General features: G+C 69.0%; 18 protein-coding genes. 11 read left to right on the top strand and 7 right to left on the bottom strand.

Going from position 1 to position 17,793, the window contains the following annotated elements; genetic code table 11:
• Positions 1-110 precede the first annotated feature (110 nt).
• Together KDH83_RS20775 and KDH83_RS20770 are read left to right on the top strand one after the other, a co-directional pair.
• The gene (locus KDH83_RS20775; protein ID WP_249205242.1) at positions 111-791 is read left to right on the top strand and encodes a ComF family protein; all 681 of its coding nucleotides are present in this window, start codon (positions 111-113) and stop codon (positions 789-791) included.
• 175 nt (positions 792-966) lie between these two features.
• Entirely contained in the window at positions 967-1,437 is a 471-nt protein-coding gene (locus tag KDH83_RS20770; RefSeq protein ID WP_212319371.1) for a tRNA (cytidine(34)-2'-O)-methyltransferase, read from the top strand.
• Here KDH83_RS20770 and KDH83_RS20765 read toward each other — a convergent pair.
• The 5 genes from KDH83_RS20765 to KDH83_RS20745 are packed head-to-tail and all read right to left on the bottom strand — an operon-like array spanning position 1,434 to position 4,870.
• Positions 1,434-2,426, bottom strand: coding sequence for a tripartite tricarboxylate transporter substrate binding protein (locus tag KDH83_RS20765; protein ID WP_212319365.1), 993 nt, complete (start codon positions 2,424-2,426; stop codon positions 1,434-1,436). The genes KDH83_RS20770 and KDH83_RS20765 overlap by 4 nt on opposite strands.
• A 37-nt stretch (positions 2,427-2,463) precedes the next feature.
• On the bottom strand, positions 2,464-3,522 hold the full coding sequence (locus KDH83_RS20760; RefSeq protein ID WP_212319363.1) for an NAD(P)H-dependent glycerol-3-phosphate dehydrogenase: 1,059 nt from the start codon (positions 3,520-3,522) through the stop codon (positions 2,464-2,466).
• A gap of 31 nt (positions 3,523-3,553) precedes the next feature.
• Entirely contained in the window at positions 3,554-4,093 is a 540-nt protein-coding gene (secB, locus tag KDH83_RS20755; protein ID WP_212319361.1) for a protein-export chaperone SecB, read from the bottom strand.
• Between the two features lie 41 nt (positions 4,094-4,134).
• Positions 4,135-4,392 carry a glutaredoxin 3 gene (gene grxC, locus KDH83_RS20750; protein ID WP_212319359.1) on the bottom strand — a complete coding sequence of 86 codons (258 nt, stop codon included), beginning with the start codon at positions 4,390-4,392 and terminating at the stop codon, positions 4,135-4,137.
• Between the two features lie 58 nt (positions 4,393-4,450).
• On the bottom strand, positions 4,451-4,870 hold the full coding sequence (locus KDH83_RS20745) for a rhodanese-like domain-containing protein (RefSeq protein WP_212319357.1): 420 nt from the start codon (positions 4,868-4,870) through the stop codon (positions 4,451-4,453).
• Between the two features lie 175 nt (positions 4,871-5,045).
• Here KDH83_RS20745 and gpmA point away from each other — a divergent pair, with 175 nt between their 5' ends.
• From gpmA to KDH83_RS20710, 7 genes are all read left to right on the top strand, one after another.
• Entirely contained in the window at positions 5,046-5,798 is a 753-nt protein-coding gene (gene gpmA, locus KDH83_RS20740; protein WP_103271426.1) for a 2,3-diphosphoglycerate-dependent phosphoglycerate mutase, read from the top strand.
• Positions 5,799-5,847: 49 nt separating this feature from the next.
• Positions 5,848-7,461, top strand: coding sequence for a peptidoglycan DD-metalloendopeptidase family protein (locus KDH83_RS20735; protein ID WP_212319355.1), 1,614 nt, complete (start codon positions 5,848-5,850; stop codon positions 7,459-7,461).
• A gap of 107 nt (positions 7,462-7,568) precedes the next feature.
• Positions 7,569-9,011, top strand: a complete 1,443-nt coding sequence (locus tag KDH83_RS20730; protein WP_212319353.1) for a S41 family peptidase — start codon at positions 7,569-7,571, stop codon at positions 9,009-9,011.
• On the top strand, positions 9,008-9,763 hold the full coding sequence (locus KDH83_RS20725) for a HesA/MoeB/ThiF family protein (RefSeq protein ID WP_103271423.1): 756 nt from the start codon (positions 9,008-9,010) through the stop codon (positions 9,761-9,763). The genes KDH83_RS20730 and KDH83_RS20725 overlap by 4 nt, the downstream gene beginning before the upstream one ends.
• A 133-nt stretch (positions 9,764-9,896) precedes the next feature.
• On the top strand, positions 9,897-11,084 hold the full coding sequence (locus KDH83_RS20720; protein WP_212319351.1) for a GGDEF domain-containing protein: 1,188 nt from the start codon (positions 9,897-9,899) through the stop codon (positions 11,082-11,084).
• Between the two features lie 183 nt (positions 11,085-11,267).
• Complete coding sequence (locus KDH83_RS20715; protein ID WP_212319349.1) at positions 11,268-11,975, top strand: FCD domain-containing protein; 708 nt, start codon at positions 11,268-11,270, stop codon at positions 11,973-11,975.
• Between the two features lie 85 nt (positions 11,976-12,060).
• Complete coding sequence (locus tag KDH83_RS20710) at positions 12,061-13,473, top strand: FAD-binding oxidoreductase (protein ID WP_212319348.1); 1,413 nt, start codon at positions 12,061-12,063, stop codon at positions 13,471-13,473.
• Between the two features lie 174 nt (positions 13,474-13,647).
• On the opposite strand, the gene thiC is transcribed toward KDH83_RS20710, so the two are convergent.
• Positions 13,648-15,561: a phosphomethylpyrimidine synthase ThiC gene (thiC, locus tag KDH83_RS20705; protein ID WP_212319346.1), complete on the bottom strand. Its 1,914-nt coding sequence runs from the start codon at positions 15,559-15,561 to the stop codon at positions 13,648-13,650.
• Positions 15,562-15,936: 375 nt separating this feature from the next.
• On the opposite strand from thiC, the gene KDH83_RS20700 reads away from it, so the two are divergent.
• Positions 15,937-16,530: a preprotein translocase subunit SecD gene (locus KDH83_RS20700; RefSeq protein WP_212319344.1), complete on the top strand. Its 594-nt coding sequence runs from the start codon at positions 15,937-15,939 to the stop codon at positions 16,528-16,530.
• A 125-nt stretch (positions 16,531-16,655) separates the two neighbouring features.
• Here KDH83_RS20700 and KDH83_RS20695 read toward each other — a convergent pair whose 3' ends face one another.
• Positions 16,656-17,102 carry a helix-turn-helix transcriptional regulator gene (locus tag KDH83_RS20695; RefSeq protein ID WP_212319369.1) on the bottom strand — a complete coding sequence of 149 codons (447 nt, stop codon included), beginning with the start codon at positions 17,100-17,102 and terminating at the stop codon, positions 16,656-16,658.
• 79 nt (positions 17,103-17,181) lie between these two features.
• On the opposite strand from KDH83_RS20695, the gene KDH83_RS20690 reads away from it, so the two are divergent.
• Positions 17,182-17,793, top strand: a 612-nt coding sequence (locus tag KDH83_RS20690; protein WP_212319342.1) for a transcriptional regulator, incomplete at its 3' end; no start/stop codon positions are given.

Here is a 17,793-nt window from a genome sequence, read left to right as displayed (position 1 = left end):
GAACATGATTTGATGACGGGATGGCAGACATTATTGCGCATCCGGGCCGCCGGCCCCGATTTCCCCTACGACGCGCCGGCCGACAACTGTTGTCGCGGCTGGCGTCGGCCATGGGCTGCGATTGCCCGCTATGCGGCGCGCGGGTGCGGGGCGCGCGGCTGTGCGCGGGCTGCGAGGCCGACGTCACCCGCAGCTGCCGTGAACCGGGCGCGCGCTGTCCGCGCTGCGCGCAGCGCCTGCGCCAGCCGGCCCCGCTGTGCGCGGGCTGCCTGGGCCGGCCGCCCGCCTACCTGCGCGCCATCGTGGCATTCGACTACGAGCCGCCGGGGGTGGCCCTGATCAGCCAGTTGAAGACCCGGCTGCGCCTGTCGCTGGCGCCGGTGCTCGCGCGCCTGCTGGGGGCGGCCGTCGCGCGGGAGGCGCCCCTGCCTGCCGATGCGGTGCTGGCCGCCGTGCCGGCCAGCCGGGCCTCGCTGCGTCGGCGCGGCATGAACCCGGCCATGGAGATCGCCCGCAGCCTGGCCGAGGCGCTGGATCTGCCCCTGCGGCATGGCGCGCTGCTGCGCCTGCGCGAGACGCCGCGGCAGGCGGGGCTGGGCCGGCGCGAGCGCCGCGCCGGCCTGGCCGGCGTGTTTCGCGGGCAGGGCGTGCGCGGCCGGCACGTGGCGCTGGTGGACGACGTGATGACCACGGGCAGCACGGCCGAGGCCGCCGCGCGGGCCCTGTTGGCGGCCGGCGCGCTCAGCGTGACCGTGCTGGCCGTCGCGCGCACGCCGGGGCGCGGGTCGTGAGCGGCCTGGATCCGCGGCCGCGCGCGTTCCGCAGAGGCACGGGTACGATCCAGGCTGCGCGCGGCGGCCAGGCCATGGCCGGCCGCCAAGGAGAAATCGGCGACAATTCCGCACGGGCGCGGTCCGACTCGCGCCCTTGCTTGCACGTTTGCTTCCCCTGACTTTTTTCCTGCCCATGTTCCACGTCATCCTCGTCTGCCCCGAGATTCCGCCCAACACGGGCAACGCCATCCGCTTGTGCGCCAATACCGGCGCGCAGTTGCATCTGGTGCGGCCGCTGGGGTTCGAGCTGGACGATGCGCGCATGCGCCGCGCAGGCCTGGACTACCACGAGTGGCAGCCGGTGCGGGTGCACGACACGCTGGAAGAGGCGCTGGCCGACACGGGCGCGGCCCCCGCCGGCATCTATGCGCTGACCACGCATGCGCAGCGCAGCGTGGCGGATGTGGCCTTCAAGCCGGGCGACGTGTTCGTCTTCGGCCGCGAGTCGGCCGGGCTGTCGGACGCGCATCAGGCGCTGTTCCCGCCGCAGCAGCGGCTGCGGCTGCCCATGCGCGCCGGGCAGCGCAGCCTGAACCTGTCGAACGCGGTCGCGGTGACCGTGTTCGAGGCCTGGCGTCAGCAGGGTTACGACGGCGGAGCCTAATCCAGCGACAGGTTCAGCTTCTGGATCACCTGGTCCCAGCGCGCTTTTTCGTTCTTGATGCGGCTGGTCAGCGCTTCCGGCGTGGACGGCGCGGGCGTGAAGTACTGCAGTTCCATCTGCTTGCGCACCGCCGGGCTGTCGATGATGCGGGCCAGCTCGGAATTCAGCCGTTCGATCACGGGCGTGGGCGTGCCGGCGGGCGCCAGAACCGCATTCCACGAGATCGCCTCGAAATCCGGGTAGCCCTGCGCGGCCATGGTCGGAATGCCCGGCAGGGCGGCGCTGGGTTCCAGGCTGGTCACGGCCAGCAGCTTGACCTTGTTATCGCGGGTCTGCGGCACGGCGATGGCGGGCACCATGAAGCCGGCCTGCACGTCGCCGCCGATGATGGCGGTGATGACTTGCGGGAAGCCGGAGTAGGGGATGTGGGCCAGGTCGACGCCGGCGCGTTCCTTGAACATCTCCATCGCCAGGTGCGCCGAGCTGCCGGGGCCGACCGAACCGTAGTTCAGCGAGTTGCCGCGGCTCTTGACCAGCTTGACGAAGTCCTTGACGTTGTCGACCTGCAGGCTGGACGGCACCACCAGCACGTTGGGGCTGGTGCCCACCAGCGTGACCGGCGCCAGGTCGCGCAGCGGGTCGTAGCCGAGCGTCTTCTTGTACAGCGTGGGGGCGGTGACCAGCGGGCCGTTGATCGTGTACAGCAGCGTGTAGCCGTCCGGCTTGGCCTGCGCCACGATGCGGGTGCCGATATTGCCGCCGGCGCCCGGCTTGTTGTCGACCACGATGGGTTGGCCCAGCGCCTGCGACAGCGGCTCGGAGATCGTCCGCGCCAGGATGTCGGGCGAGGAACCTGGCGGGAAGGGCACCACCAGATGGATCGGGTGGTCGGGCCAGTCGGCGTGGGCGGCGGCGGGCAGGACGGCGGCCAGGCTCAGGCACAGGCCGCGCAGCAGGCGGCCGACCCGGAACTTGCGGGCTTGCGACATGGATGGAGTCTCCAGGAGGGTCGTGACGTGGGTCTTGTTATGGGGTGGCGGCCGGGTCCGCGCTTTCGTAGCGGGCGTCGCGCGCCAATAGCGCCGACACCGCCGTCATGGGGGCCACGCCTTCGAACAGCACGGCGCAGACGGCTTCGGTGATGGGCAGCTCGACGCCGGCGGCGCGCGCCCGGTCCAGCGCGGCCTGGGCGCAGCGCACGCCCTCGGCAGTGATGCCGCTGGCCAGGATGTCGGCCAGCTTGCGGCCGGCGCCGATCTCCAGGCCCACGCGGCGGTTGCGCGACAGTTCACCGGTGGCGGTGAGCACCAGGTCGCCCAGGCCGGTCAGGCCGGAGAAGGTCTCGGCCTGCGCGCCCAGGGCCACGCCCAGTCGCGCCATTTCGGCCAGGCCGCGGGTGATCAGCGCCGCGCGGGCATTGGTGCCCAGCGCCAGGCCGTCGCCGATGCCGCAGGCGACGGCGATCACGTTCTTGAGCGCGCCGCCGACCTCCACGCCGACCAGGTCGGCGCTGGCGTACACGCGCAGCGCGGCGCCATGGAAAGCCTGGATGGTGCGATCGCGCACGGGCGCGGCGCTGCTGGCGATGGTCAGCGCCACCGGCAGGCCCTGCGCCACTTCGCGCGCGAAGGATGGCCCGGACAGCACGCCGCATTGGGCCTGCGGCAGCGCTTCGCGCACGATCTCGTGCGGCAGGCGGGCGGTGCCGGCTTCGAAGCCCTTGCAGGTCCAGACGATGGGGGTGTCTTGCAGGCCCAGCGCGGGCAGCCGGCTTGCCAGCTCGGCGCAGATGGCGCCCAGCCCGGCCACGGGCACGCCCAGCACGATCAGGCCGGCGCCGCCGTCCTGTCGCAGGCTGGCGAGCGTGGCGTCGAGGTCGCTGGAATAGTGCAGTGCCGGCGGCAGGGAAATGCCGGGCAGGTAGCGTTCATTTTCCCGCCGGGCCGCGAGAGCGGCCGCCTGGGCGGCGTCGCGCGCCCAGAGCACGGTGGGGTGGCGGCGGCTGGCGGCCGCCGCCAGGGCGGTGCCCCAGCTTCCCGCGCCCAGTACGGCGACGCGCAGGCTGGGCGAGGCGGAAGCGGTCATGGGGCGGTCCCTGGGGTTGCGCGGGTCAGCCTTACTGGCGGGGCGCGCTGGGGGGCAGGATGATGCCCGAGTCGCCGCTGGCGCCGTTGCCGTTGGCCGAGCCTTGCTGCTGGGCCAGTTCGGCCAGGCGCTGCTCGTACAGGGCCTGGAAGTTCACTTCGGTCAGGTGCAGCGGGGGCATCGAGGTGCGGGTGATCGCGTCGGCGATGTTGGCGCGCAGGTACGGGTAGAGCATGGTCGGGCAGACGATGCCCAGCAGCGGATCCAGTTGTTCTTCGGGGATGTTGGCGGCTTCGAAGATGCCGGCCTGGGTGCCTTCGACCAGGTAGACCACCTTGTCGTTGATGCGGGTGGTGACGGTGACCGTGACCGTGGTTTCGAACACGGTGTCGGCCAGGCGCTGGCCGCCGACGGCGATGCTCACTTCCACCTGGGGCGCTTCCTGCTCCAGGAAGACGTGGGGCGCATTCGGCATTTCCAGCGAGAGGTCTTTCAGGTAGACGCGCTGCAGGTTGAACGAGGGCGCGTCGTTGCCGCCTTCTTGCTGGGTGTTTTGGTTCTGGTCAGCCATGAGTGTTTCCGTTGGTAGGAGGGGGCAAAAATATAAGAGGGTCAGCCGTTGAGCAGGGGCGCGAGGCCGCCCGCGCGATCCAGCGCCATCAGGTCGTCACAGCCGCCCACGTGGGTGTCGCCGATGAAGATCTGGGGCACGGTGCGGCGGCCGGTGCGCTCGATCATGACGTCGCGCTGGGCCGGATCGCGGTCGATCTGGATGATTTCCAGGTCGGCCACGCCGCGCTGCTCCAGCAGCGCCTTGGCGCGGGCGCAGTAGGGGCAATAATCCTTGCTGTACATGACAACTTTGTTCATGGGCGTTCCTGCGTATCGTGAACCGTGTGGCGGAGAGCTGGGGGCGAGGCCCCCGGGATCACTTCTGCGTGACCGGCAGGCTCGCGGCCTGCCAGGCGCGCATGCCGCCGTCCAGCGGCACCACGTCGGCGTAACCCTGGGCGCGCAGCTTGGCGGCGGCGCGGGCCGAATCGCGGCCATTGTCGCAGACCACGATCAGCGGCTTGTTCTTGGGCAGGTTGCCGGCCTTCTGTTCCAGGTCGGCGGCGGGCACGCTGCGGGCCTGGGCGATGTGGCCGGCCTGGAACTGCTCGGCCGGGCGCACGTCGACCCATACCGCCTGGCGCTGGTTGACCATCTGGATGGCTTCGGAGGTGCTCACGGCGGAGCCGGCCCGGCCTTTACGCAGGGCGGGCACCATCAGCATGATGCCGGACACCACGGCCACGGCGACGATGAAGACGTTGTTTTTATCGAGCAAGAATTGCAGAAGATCCACGGAGCATCCTGAAGTGCGGCGGCTAGCCTTGGTAGCGACAAGCCCGGGCAGGCGCCGCAGGGCAAATCTGCGGGTGCGCCCGGGCAAAATCAAGGGCAAAATCGCTCAATTATAAAATGAGCGCATTGTTCATCCGCATTTCCCAACTTTAACCCGCGCTTGCGCGTGACTAGCCATGCATAAACTCGTTCTGATGCGCCACGGCGAAAGCCAGTGGAACCTGGAAAACCGCTTCACCGGCTGGACCGACGTCGACCTGACCGACACCGGCCGCGAACAGGCCCGCAAGGCCGGCGAACTGCTCAAGAAAGAAGGCTATACCTTCGACCTGGCCTACTCCTCGCTGCTCAAGCGCGCCATCCGCACCCTGTGGATCGCCCTGGACGCGATGGACGCCATGTACACCCCGGTCGGCGTGACCTGGCGCCTGAACGAGCGCCACTACGGCGCCCTGCAGGGCCTGAACAAGGCCGAGACCGCCGCCAAGTACGGCGACGAGCAGGTGCTGGTCTGGCGCCGCGCCTACGCCATCGCGCCCGAGCCGCTGGCGCTGGACGACGAGCGCCACCCGCGCTTCGACAAGCGCTACGCCAAGGTGCCGGCCGACCAGCTGCCCGCCACCGAGTGCCTGAAGGACACCGTGGCGCGCGTGCTGCCGTTCTGGAACGAGTCCATCGCCCCGGCCATCCGCGCCGGCCGCAACGTGCTGATCGCCGCCCACGGCAACAGCCTGCGCGCGCTGATCAAGCACCTGGACAATGTGTCGGACGACGACATCGTCAACCTGAACATCCCCACGGGCCAGCCGCTGGTCTATGAACTGGATGATGACCTGCGCCCGATCCGCCACTATTATCTGGGCGATGCCGCCGAGATCGAGGCGGCCATGGCCGCCGTGGCGGCCCAGGGCAAGGCCAAGAAGGACTAAGGACAAGGGCCCGAAAGGGCTCCTCCATCAGGTGGAAACAGGTTCAGTCATGCGTCGCGCGTCGGGGTTGTTGTTGGCGGTCGTTCTGGCCGGTGGAGCGCTTTCGGCCCGCGCCGCGCCCAATGACCTGGCCGGGCGCCAGTCCGAGGCCGAGCGCCAGCAGGCCCAGTTGCGCGACCGCATCGAGAACCTGCAAAAGGACATCGACACGCGCGAGGCCGCCCGCAAGGAAGCGGCCGACGCGCTGAAACAGTCCGAATCTTCCATTTCCCGCATCAACCTGCGGCTGCGCGAGCTGGCCGAGGCCAACCGCCAGGCCCAGGCCGACCTGGGCAGCCTGGAAAAGCAGATCGGCGCCCAGCAGGCGACGCTGGCCAAGCGCCGCGTCGAGCTGGCCGACCAGCTGCGCACCCAGTACACCAGCGGCCTGTCGCCCTGGACGGCGCTGCTGTCCGGCGACGATCCACAACTGTTGGGCCGCAACCTGGGCTACCTGGACTACGTGTCCCAGGCCCGCGCCCAGGCGGTGCAGGCGCTGCGCGCCGACATCGATCGCCTGGCCGCGTTGCAGGGCAAGGCGGATGCCCGCCGCGCCGAGATCGAAAAAGTGGTGGCCGAGACCACCGAGCAGAAGACCGCCCTGGTCGGCCAGCAGAAAGAACGCTCCACGCTGCTGGCCCAGCTGGAAGGGCAGATCGCCGCCCAGCGCGCCGAGGCCAACAAGCTGGGCCGGGACGACCAGCGCCTGTCGCGCCTGATCACCGACCTGGACGCGGCCATCGTCAAGCAGGCCGAGGATGCCCGCCGCGCGGAAGAGGCGCGCAGGAAGGCCGAGGAAGCGCGCCGCGCCGAAGAGGCGCGTCGGGCCGAGGAAGCGCGCAAGAAGGCCGAGGCCGAGCGCCGCGCCGAGGACGCCCGCAAGAAAGCCGACGAAGCGCGCCGCGCCGAGGCCGAGCGCCGCGCTGCCGCCGACGCGCGCCGCAACCGCGATGCGCAGGATGCGCAGGACGCGGCCCGGGCGCGCGAGCAGGTCGAGGCCGCCGCCCGCCAGCAGCGCGGACCGGTCGCCGTGGCCGACCCGGACGCCGCCGGCCTGCGTCCGGCCGATCGCCAGTCGCATACCCGCCTGACCGGCCCGGCCGACACGCCGTCGGCCAAGCCGACGGAACCGGCGAAAAAACCGGAACCCAAGCCGGAACCGGTCGAGGCCGACAGCACTCCAACCCGGACCGCATCCGTGTCGCAGCAGACGACGCGCCCCGTGGTCGGCGGCGGCAACGGCCTGAAGCACGGCCTGCCCATGCCGGTGCGCGGGCAGGTCCAGGGCCGGTTCGGCGTCGACCGTCCCGACGGCGGCGTCTGGCGCGGCGTGGTGCTGCGCGCGCCGGAGGGCACGCCGGTCAAGGCCGTCGCGCCCGGCACGGTGGTCTACGCCGAATGGCTGCGCGGTTTCGGCAACCTCATCATTGTGGATCATGGGCAGCAATATCTGACGGTCTATGCTTACAACCAGAGCCTGCTCAAGCGGGTGGGCGATCCGGTTGGCGGCGGCGACACCATCGCCCTGGTCGGGGCGACCGGCGGCCAAGTGGAATCCGGCCTATACTTTGAAATTCGCCATCGTGGCGCTCCTGTCGACCCGGCCCAGTGGCTGGCGCAGTAGATCAGTACCAGTTCAGTACATTATTGGCAGCCACTCGTTGGTACATCCGTAGGACAGCCGGCACGCTTGCGGCTCCCTCCGGCGAAAACAAAATTCGGGAAGTGTGCATGGGCACTCGCAAATTTCGCGGTTTCGGACTGATCGCCACCGGTGCGGTGGCAGGCGTATTGCTGAGCGTCGGCGTATCCGCCGTGGCCCAGCGCGGCAGCCCGCTGCCCCTGGACGAGCTCAGGCAGCTGAGCAACGTCTTCGCCGCGATCAAGAACAACTATGTCGAAGCGGTTGATGACAAGACGCTCATCAGCAACGCGATCTCCGGCATGGTGTCCAACCTGGATCCGCACTCGGCCTACCTGGACGCCGAGGCCTTCCGCGAAATGCAGACCGCCACGCAGGGCGAGTTCGGCGGCCTGGGCATCGAGGTCGGCGCCGAGGACGGTTTCGTCAAGGTCATTTCCCCCATCGAGGACACGCCCGCCGCCCGCGCCGGCGTGATGGCCGGCGACCTCATCATCAAGATCGACGACACGCCCACCAAGGGCATGTCGCTGAACGAAGCGGTCAAGCTGATGCGCGGCGCGCCCAAGTCGCCGATCACGCTGACCATCATGCGCGCCGACCGTCCCCAGCCCATCGTGCTGAAGATCGTGCGCGACATCATCAAGGTGCGCAGCGTGCGCAGCAAGATGCTGGACAACGGCATCGGCTACGTCCGCATCGCCCAGTTCCAGGAAAAGACCGGCGTCGACCTGGCCAAGCAGCTCAAGGACCTGGGCGCCAAGGATGCCCCCAAGGGCCTGGTGCTGGACCTGCGCAACGACCCGGGCGGCCTCCTGACCAGCGCCATCGGCGTGTCCGGCGCCTTCCTGCCGCCCGAGACCCTGGTGGTCTCGACCGACGGCCGCACGCCCGACGCCCGCCACAAGTACCTGGCCTCGCCGTCGGAATACGCGCGTGGCGAAAGCAACTACCTGTCGGGCCTGCCGGCCTGGACCAAGACCGTGCCGATGGTGGTGCTGGTCAACGTCGGCTCGGCCTCGGCATCCGAGATCGTGGCCGGCGCGCTGCAGGACCACAAGCGCGCCAAGGTGCTGGGCAACCGCACCTTCGGCAAGGGCTCGGTGCAGGTGATCCTGCCGCTGTCCGAGAGCACCGCGGTCAAGCTCACCACTTCGCGCTACTTCACGCCCAGCGGCCGTTCCATCCAGGCCACCGGCATCGAACCCGACTACGTGGTGGCCGACACCGCCGACGGCGACCTGTTCCGCCTGCCGCGCGAAGCCGACCTGCAACGCCACCTGTCGAACCAGCAGACCACCAATGAGGTGAAGTCCAGCGCCGACCAGGAAAACGTCGAGCTGCCGGCCAAGATCTTCGAATTCGGCGGCAAGGACGACTTCCAGCTGCAGCAGGCGCTGAACCTGCTGGCCGGCAAGCCGGTGCAGAAGGGCTCGGCCCGCGCCCAGGCCAAGGCCGACGCCAAGGTCGGCGGCCCGGCGCAGCGCATGAAGATCACGCCGACCGGAGTCGAGCCCAGCAAGGAAAAATGAACGACGAGCAACTGCTGCGCTACGCCCGCCACATCCTGCTCGACGAACTCGGCATCGAGGGGCAGGAAAGACTGCTGGCGGCGCGGGTGCTGATCGTCGGCGCGGGCGGGCTGGGCTCGCCCGCCGCGCTGTACCTGGCCACCGCCGGCGTGGGCGACATCACGCTGGCCGACGACGACGTCGTCGAACTGAGCAACCTGCAACGCCAGATCCTGCACACCACGGCCAGCGTGGGCCGGCCCAAGGCCGAGTCCGGCCGCGACATGCTGGCGGCGTTCAACCCGCAGGCCCGCGTCCATGCGCGCGTCGAGCGCCTGCAGGGCCAGGCCCTGTCCGACGCGGTGGCCGCCGCCGACCTGGTGCTGGACTGCACCGACAACTTCACCACCCGCCACGCCATCAACCGCGCCTGCGTCGAGCACCGCAAGCCGCTGGTCTCGGGCGCCGCCATCCGTTTCGACGGTCAGGTCAGCGTCTATGACCTGCGCGACGACAAGGCGCCCTGTTACCACTGCCTGTTCCCCGAGGCCGATGACGTCGAGCAGGCCAATTGCGCCACCATGGGCGTGTTCGCGCCCGTGGTCGGCATCATCGGCAGCATGCAGGCCGCCGAGGCCCTGAAGCTGCTGTCCGGCGTCGGCGAAAGCCTGTCGGGCCGGCTGCAATGGCTGGACGTGCGCACCATGCAGTGGCGCAGCGTCAACGTGCAGCGCGACCCGGAATGTCCGGTCTGCGGACATCGGCCCGCCTGAAAATTCCCTCGCGCCGCATCGGCTTCAGTCGGTTTCACCGGCGTCCTATTGGCCTTGCGGCCAATGTATGGACTGAAAAATCCCTGCTATAACCGCAGCCTGCCCGTGGATCCGGGCCGGGGGCGCGAGAGTGGTGGATACGGGACTGAAGTTCAGCTTGCCTGCGTGGCGCTTGACGCGCTGGCTGACGCACGCCGGCCATGGCACGCCCGCCGACATCCGCGCGGCCCTGCTGGCCAGCCTGTTCGGAACGCTGCCCATCTTCGCCGGCGGCGTCATCAACACCGTGCTCATCTCCGGCATCGTCGCCTGGCGTCGGCCCGAGCCGCTGTACCTGTCCTGGCTCATCCTGGAGCTGGCGCTGGCCGCCGTGCGGGTCATGGTGCTGCGCTCGGCGCTGCGCGCCGCGCGGCACGGCGGCAACACGCATACCGACGTCTACATCCTGCTGGCGCTGCTGTGGGCTTTCAGCGTGGGCTATGGCGTCTTCGTCACCTTCCTGAATGGCGACTGGCTCTCGGCCACGCTGGCCGGCGTGTCCTGCGGCGCCATGGCCGGCGGCATCTGCTTCCGCAACTACGGCGCGCCCCGGCTGGTCGCGGCGATGATCTTCCTGAGCCTGGGGCCGATGTGCCTGGGGGCGCTGTTCACCGGCGAGGCGGTCACCGCCATCGTCTTCATCCAGATTCCGTTCTACCTGGTCAGCATGAGCATCGCCTCGCACCGGCTGAACCGCATCCTGGTGTCCACCATGCTGTCCGAGCGTGAGAACGATCGCCGCGCCAGCGAGGACGTGCTCACCGGCCTGGCCAACCGGGCCGGGCTGCAGTCGGCGCTGGAGCGCATCTGCTCCGGCACGCGCGAGCACGACACGCCCGCCGCGCTGCTGTACATGGACATGGACGATTTCAAGATCATCAACGACACCCATGGGCATGCCGCCGGCGATCAGGTGCTCAAGACCATCGCCGACCGCATGCGTGGCATGCTGCGCGTGGACGACGTGGCCGCGCGCATGGGCGGCGACGAGTTCATCGTGCTGGTCACCGGCATCGATGCGCCGGCCGCGCTGCGGCTGGGCGAACACCTGCTGCAGGACGTCTCGCATCCGATCGCGCTGGCCGACGGCACGCGCGTGAGCGTGGGACTGTCCATCGGCATCAGCATCATCTCGCGCAACAACCGCGACGCCCAGGCCGCGCTGGACGCGGCCGACGCCGCCCTGTACCGGGCCAAGGCGCAGGGCGGCCGCTGCTGCGCCGTCGCCGGGGCGTTCGAGGACGACGCCGCGCAACAGGAGGGCGACGTCGTGGCGGCCTGAGGCGGGCCGCGGTATCGGGCCGGTATAGAGCCAGGGTAGGCCAGGATAGGGCAGGGGCCGGTGAGAGGCGCGTTCTCCGCCACCCGGACTTCGCCGTCGTGGACGCCGCTCGTCTGCTGGGAAAATCGGACGCTGTCTGGAAAAGTTATCAGATAACCTGAAAAGTATGCCTATAATCGCGGCATGCTGACGCCTTCCCTGACCCTGACCGAACAGGTCGCCCGCCAGATCGCCGCCGACATTGCCCAGGGCGTGCATCCCGTCGGCGCCAAACTGCCGTCCGGCCGCGTGCTGGCCGAACAGTACGGTGTCAGCGCCGCGGTGATCCGCGAAGTCACCGAGCGCCTGCGCGCGCAGGGCCTGATCCAGAGCCGCCAGGGCTCCGGCTGCACCGTCACCTCGCGCACCGGCGCGCAGGGCTTCCTGTTGTCGGACAGCATCGCCGCCAGCCGCGAACAACTGGCCAGCGTGTACGAGCTGCGCATGGAACTCGAAGGCGGCGCTGCGGCGCTGGCCGCGCTGCGCCGCGACGACGCCGACCTGGCCGCCATGGCCGACTCGCTGGCGCGGCTGGAGCGGCATCTCGAAGATCCGGAGCAGGGCGTCGAAAACGACATCTCGTTCCACCTGGCCGTGGCCGCCGCCACGCACAACAGCCATTACGCGGACCTGCTGCGCTACCTGAACCTGCAACTGCGCCAGGCAGTGGGCGCTGCGCGCGCCAACAGCCGCCAACAGGCCGGGCTGAGCGTTGCCGTGCACCAGGAGCATGTGGCGGTGTTCGAAGCCATCCGCGCGCAGGACGCCGTCGCCGCCCGCCAGGCGGCCGTGGGGCACCTTCGGCAAGCCGCCGCGCGATTGCAGCTGGCGCTGGCGAAGGACGCACCGTAGCGCGCCGCTGTCCCGTCATCGACCCGATTCGTTTCCGACCAGTCCTACTCTCCACCGCTAGTTCCACCGTTTCCAGGCACTCCTCATGAGCTCAACCGATTTCGCCCAACGCCTGGTCCAGGCCCTGGGCCCCGACACCGTCGCCACCGCTGAACAGGACATCGCGCCCTGGCTGTCCGACTGGCGCGGCCTGTACAACGGCCGCGCCCAGGCGGTGGTGCGCCCGCGCCGCACCGAAGAGGTCGCCACTTGCCTGGCGCTGTGCCAGCAGGCCGGCGTGCCGGTGGTGCCGCGTGGCGGCAATACCGGCCTGTGCGGCGGCGCCACGCCCGACCAGGGCGCGGCCAACGTGGTGCTGAGCCTGGATCGCATGAATGCCGTGCGCGGCATCGACACCATCGCCAACACGCTGGTGGCCGAGGCCGGCTGCATCCTGGGCAACCTGCGCCGCGCGGCGCAGGACGCCGGCCGGCTGCTGCCGCTGAGCCTGGCGGCCGAGGACTCCAGCCAGATCGGCGGCAACGTCGCCACCAACGCCGGCGGCGTGAACGTGGTGCGCTACGGCATGGCGCGCGAGCTGGTGCTGGGCCTGGAAGCCGTGCTGCCCACGGGCGAGGTGTTCCACGGCCTGCGCACGCTGCGCAAGGACAATACCGGCTACGACCTCAAGCAGCTCCTGATTGGCTCCGAGGGCACGCTGGGCGTGATCACCGCCGTGGCGCTGCGCCTGTTCCCGCGCGCCGACGTGCGCTCGGTGGTGCTGGCGGCGGTGGAGTCGCCGGCCCAGGCGCTGCGCCTGTTCGAGCTGTTGTACGCCAAGTGCGGCGCGCGCTTGCAGGCCTTCGAGTATTTTTCGGGCGATTGCCTGGACCTGGTGCTGACGCACGCCGAAGGCGTGCAGGAGCCCTTCGGCCAGCGCTATCCCGCCTATGTGCTGGTGGAGCTGGCCGATTCGGCCGACGAGGCCGCGCTGAACGCCTTGCTGGAGAACGTGATCGGCCAGGCGCTGGAAGACGAGCTGTGCCTGGACGCGGTGGTGTCGGCCTCGCTGGCCCAGTTGCAGGGGCTGTGGAAGCTGCGCGAGGAAATCTCCGAGGCGCAGCGCGCCGACGGCCCGCACCTGAAGCACGACGTGTCCCTGCCCATCGAGCGCATCCCGGACTTCATGGCCTCGGCCCAGGCCCGGCTGCAGGCGCAGTTCTCTGGCATCCGCCCTTTCATCTTCGGCCACTTCGGCGACGGCAACCTGCACTACAACCTGTCGCGCCCGGCCGGCGCGCCGCGCGACTGGGCAGCCACGCAGGGCGCGGCCATCACCGACGCGGTGCTGGACGAGGTCAACCGCTACGGTGGCAGCATCAGCGCCGAGCACGGCATCGGCCAGCTCAAGCGCGATCACTTCCTGCACAGCAAGGATCCGCTGGAACTGCGGCTGATGCGTGAGATCAAGCGCCTGGTGGATCCAGCGGGCATCATGAACCCGGGCAAGCTGCTGTAGGCGGCCGCCCGCGCGCGCCTCCAGGCAGCATCCCTGGCGCCTCAGCGCGCTCGTTCGCCCGAGCCGGCCGTCGCCGGATGAGGGCGCCCGGCGCCGTTCGGCGACAAAAAAACCGCGCCGCCCTGCAAGGGGCGGCGCGGTTTGTTCTTTCAGGCGTGGCGGTCCGCCCGGCGCTTATTGCCGGTGATAGACCTCGGCGCCCTTCTTCACGAACTCGATGGATTTTTCCTGCATGCCCTTCTGCAGCGCGTCCTTCTCGCTCACGCCCTGCGACGCGGCGTAGTCACGCACGTCCTGCGTGATCTTCATCGAGCAGAAGTGCGGGCCGCACATGGAGCAGAAGTGCGCCACCTTCATCGAGTCCTTGGGCAAGGTCTCGTCGTGGAACTCCTTGGCCGTGTCCGGATCCAGGCCCAGGTTGAACTGGTCGTCCCAGCGGAACTCGAAGCGCGCCTTGGACAGCGCATTGTCGCGGATGGCCGCGCCGGGATGGCCCTTGGCCAGGTCGGCCGCGTGCGCCGCGATCTTGTACGTGATGATGCCGTCCTTCACGTCCTTCTTGTTCGGCAGGCCCAGGTGCTCCTTGGGCGTCACATAACAGAGCATGGCGGTGCCGTACCAGCCGATCAGCGCGGCGCCGATGCCGGACGTGATGTGGTCGTAGCCCGGGGCGATGTCGGTGGTCAGCGGACCCAGCGTGTAGAACGGCGCCTCGTGGCAGTGTTCCAGCTGCAGCTCCATGTTTTCCTTGATCATCTGCATCGGCACGTGGCCGGGGCCTTCGATCATGACCTGCACGTCGTGCTTCCAGGCCACCTGGGTCAGCTCGCCCAGCGTCTTCAGCTCGGCGAATTGCGCCTCGTCGTTGGCGTCGTAGCCCGAGCCCGGACGCAGGCCGTCGCCCAGCGAGAAGCTGACGTCGTAGGCCTTCATGATTTCGCAGATCTCGTCGAAGCGCTCGTACAGGAAGCTTTCCTTGTGATGCGCCAGGCACCACTTGGCCATGATCGAGCCGCCGCGCGAGACGATGCCCGTCATCCGGTCCGCCGTCATCGGAATGAACGGCAGGCGCACGCCGGCGTGGATGGTGAAGTAGTCCACGCCTTGCTCGGCCTGCTCGATCAGCGTGTCGCGGAAGATCTCCCAGGTCAGTTCCTCGGCCTTGCCGTCGACCTTTTCCAGCGCCTGGTAGATCGGCACGGTGCCGATCGGCACGGGCGAGTTGCGGATGATCCACTCGCGTGTTTCATGGATGTGCTTGCCGGTGGACAGGTCCATGACCGTGTCGCCACCCCAGCGGATGGCCCAGGTCATCTTCTCGACTTCCTCGCCGATGCCGGAGCTGACGGCCGAGTTGCCGATGTTGGCGTTGATCTTCACCAGGAAGTTGCGGCCGATGGCCATCGGCTCGATTTCCGGGTGGTTGATGTTGGCCGGGATGATGGCGCGGCCGCGCGCGATCTCGTCGCGCACGAACTCGGGCGTGATGGCCGACGGGATGGCGGCGCCGAAGGACTGGCCCGGATGCTGGCGCAGCAGGCGCTTGACCATCTTCTCGCCGTCCGGACCGCTGGCGCGCAGCGTTTCCAGGTACTGCTCGCGGCGCAGGTTTTCGCGGATGGCCACGAATTCCATTTCCGGCGTGATGATGCCGCGGCGCGCGTAGTGCATCTGGGTGACGTTGGCGCCCGACTTGGCGCGGCGCGGCGGACGGCGCAGGTCGAAGCGCATGGCCGTCAGCTTGGGATCGGTCAGGCGCTCCTTGCCGTAGTCGCTGGTCGGGCCGGCCAACAGCTCGGTGTCGCCGCGCTCTTCGATCCAGGCGCGGCGCAGCTCGGGCAGGCCGCGGCGGATGTCGATCTTGGCGTCCGGGTCGGTGTAGGGGCCGCTGCAGTCGTAGACCGTCAGCGGCGGGTTCTTCTCGCCGCCGAACATGGTGGGCGTGTCGGCCTGCTCGATCTCGCGGAACGGCACGCGGATGTCGGGCCGCGAGCCGGTCTCGTACACCTTGCGCGATTTGGGCAGCGGCGCGACGGCGGCCGAGTCCACTTCTGCGGTGGCGGCCAGGAATTTGGGATTGGCGTTCATGGAAAGCTCCAAGCGAATGGTTTGGAGCCGATCGGGAATGAATCCCCGCCGCGCGCGATGGCGTGGCGGGAATACGGCTCCCAGCATCGGCATTATCCGTACTGGTACGAAGGGACTCTCTCAACACGTCGGCGCCCTGCGGGCGGGACGAGTACCCCTGCGCGAAAGCGAAGTATAGAGCCTGCCGGGGGCCAGCCGCCAAAGCGGTCGATGCTGCGGCGCAAGATGCGGGCAGTCGACGCGTGGTATTACTGGTTTACATTTGGAATCAGACTGCCGAGACAGGGGCAATCAGGTTCTGTACACTTTTTTCGTCAATTGCGGCGGGCAACGTCCGCCGTCCGGTCTGAAGACTACTCAAAGAAGGAAACGAGCATGCAACTGACCCTGCGCAACATGGCGCCCGCCTTGATGGTCCTGACCCTGGCGCTTGCGGGTTGCAAGACCGCGCCGACCAAGAATTCCGGCGATGCCGCCGCGACGCCCCAGGCGGGCCAGCAGCAACAACAGCAACAGCAGTCGCCCTCGGCCACCGCTTCCGTGGTGGAGTTCTACGTGGCCCGGACCCAGGCCGGCCCGGGCCTGACGGAAGTCACGCTGCCCGATGGCAAGCTCTACATGGAACAGCAGCCCGTGCTGACGCGCGCCGACCTGACCGAGGCCGCCCAGCTGGTGGACCGCGAAGGCAACAACTTCGTCGGCCTGCGCTTCTCGGAATCGGGCGCGCGCAAGCTCAACGACATCAGCAGCAAGAACGTCGGCAACATGCTGGTCCTGGTGCTGGACCGCGAGCTGATCGCCGCGCCCCGTATCGGCGAGCCGCTGAACCGCGGCGTGCTGGCGTTCGGCGTGCCCTCGGCCAAGGCCGCCGCCGACATCGCTTCCCGCATTCGTGGCGATTCGTCCGCGCCGGCCGCCGGTGGCTCGCCGGCCACCGCGCCTGTCACGGCGCCGGCGGCCAAGCCCTGATTCGGGCACGCCTGGCCGGCCGCACCTAGCCGGCCGCACCTGGATGCAACAGCGTCCGCTGTTAAGCACAAAGCCCCCTGCAAAGGGGGCTTTGTGCTTTTGCGCCAGCGGGAAGGGCGACGCTGCTAGTTTTGCTTGCGGCGCGGCTTCAGGCTGCGGCGCGCCTGCGCGGTTTCTATGTAGGTCTGCACCAACGCTTCCAGCATGTTCCGTTCGTCCTGCGTCAACGCATCGAAGTGCGACGGAGAGATGTTCGGAAATGGCCACGGCGCCTGTGGACGCGGCTTGCGGCCCGCGCGCTGCGACGGCTCCGCCACGTTCGCCGGCGGCAGCGTGTTGCTGAGGTCGTAGCCGTCCAGCGGCAACTCCATCGAGCCCTTGCCGGTTTCCAGCCACTCGAGTTCGACTTTCAACACCTGGGCCAGCTTGCGCGCCGAACGGCTGGATTGGCGCAGGCTGCTTTCGTAGCTGCCGATTGCACTTTGCGAGATTCGGGCAAGCCGAGCCAGCTCCTCTTGCGTGTGGCCGCGAAGGAGACGTGCGTGCTTCAGTCGGTCTGAAAATGTCTTCACAGCGCGATTGAAGCTTGCCACGAATTTACCTTGGTGGCTATAAGTATCACTTAGGTAATATGCCTGTTAGGGGGCGATCATGTGGCACAGAGGCACCGTCTTTGTCGTGCAATCCGATGAAATTGCGGGTAATTATTTCGCCAAGGATCTGCGTGAATTGCATTGGCGCGTCCACTTCTTCGCGTCGGTGAACGCGTTGCTCGAACGTCTGGCCGGACAGGTGCCGGACGCGATCGTGCTACGCGATCGCTACGACGATCCTTCGCCGCCCATCGCTGCCGCGCGCCGGGCCGCGCTGGGCGCTGCGCTGGCCTGGCAGGATGCCGATGCCTGCGCGCAAGCCCGCATCGCGGCCATGGACGCGGGCGCGGACGCCTGCCCGGCGCCGGACATGAGCATGGCCGAATGGGATGCGCTGCTGCGCACGCTGTGCCGGCGGTTGCAGGGCGCGGGGCGTCCCGCGCCGGCCTGGCGCGTGGACATGCACGCGCGCGTGCTGGCGGGGCCGGCGGGCGAGCGGCTGCCGCTCACCGCGACCGAGCGCGCCTTCCTGGTGCGCCTGCTCAACGCGCCGGACCACTGCCTGCGGCGCGAGCGCTTCCTGCCGCGCAACGCCGCCGTCGAACGGGATAGCGTGCGCCGCGTGGACGTGCTGGTCGCCACCCCCGGCCGCCTGATCGATCACCTGAAC

This window comes from Achromobacter sp. Marseille-Q0513 (assembly GCF_018195695.1).
GTDB lineage: Bacteria > Pseudomonadota > Gammaproteobacteria > Burkholderiales > Burkholderiaceae_B > Achromobacter.
Note: the sequence above shows the minus strand (reverse complement) of the source record. Positions and strands in the feature narration are given on the sequence as shown.

Coding starts and splice junctions, on each gene's coding strand:
- KDH83_RS20735 (WP_212319355.1), top strand. CDS start 5,848: ATGCGTCGCGCGTCGGGGTTGTTGTTGGCGGTCGTTCTGGCCGGTGGA.
- KDH83_RS20725 (WP_103271423.1), top strand. CDS start 9,008: ATGAACGACGAGCAACTGCTGCGCTACGCCCGCCACATCCTGCTCGAC.
- KDH83_RS20715 (WP_212319349.1), top strand. CDS start 11,268: ATGCTGACGCCTTCCCTGACCCTGACCGAACAGGTCGCCCGCCAGATC.
- grxC (WP_212319359.1), bottom strand. CDS start 4,392: ATGAACAAAGTTGTCATGTACAGCAAGGATTATTGCCCCTACTGCGCC.
- secB (WP_212319361.1), bottom strand. CDS start 4,093: ATGGCTGACCAGAACCAAAACACCCAGCAAGAAGGCGGCAACGACGCG.
- KDH83_RS20700 (WP_212319344.1), top strand. CDS start 15,937: ATGCAACTGACCCTGCGCAACATGGCGCCCGCCTTGATGGTCCTGACC.
- thiC (WP_212319346.1), bottom strand. CDS start 15,561: ATGAACGCCAATCCCAAATTCCTGGCCGCCACCGCAGAAGTGGACTCG.
- KDH83_RS20730 (WP_212319353.1), top strand. CDS start 7,569: ATGGGCACTCGCAAATTTCGCGGTTTCGGACTGATCGCCACCGGTGCG.
- KDH83_RS20775 (WP_249205242.1), top strand. CDS start 111: ATGGGCTGCGATTGCCCGCTATGCGGCGCGCGGGTGCGGGGCGCGCGG.
- KDH83_RS20710 (WP_212319348.1), top strand. CDS start 12,061: ATGAGCTCAACCGATTTCGCCCAACGCCTGGTCCAGGCCCTGGGCCCC.
- KDH83_RS20765 (WP_212319365.1), bottom strand. CDS start 2,426: ATGTCGCAAGCCCGCAAGTTCCGGGTCGGCCGCCTGCTGCGCGGCCTG.
- gpmA (WP_103271426.1), top strand. CDS start 5,046: ATGCATAAACTCGTTCTGATGCGCCACGGCGAAAGCCAGTGGAACCTG.
- KDH83_RS20760 (WP_212319363.1), bottom strand. CDS start 3,522: ATGACCGCTTCCGCCTCGCCCAGCCTGCGCGTCGCCGTACTGGGCGCG.
- KDH83_RS20770 (WP_212319371.1), top strand. CDS start 967: ATGTTCCACGTCATCCTCGTCTGCCCCGAGATTCCGCCCAACACGGGC.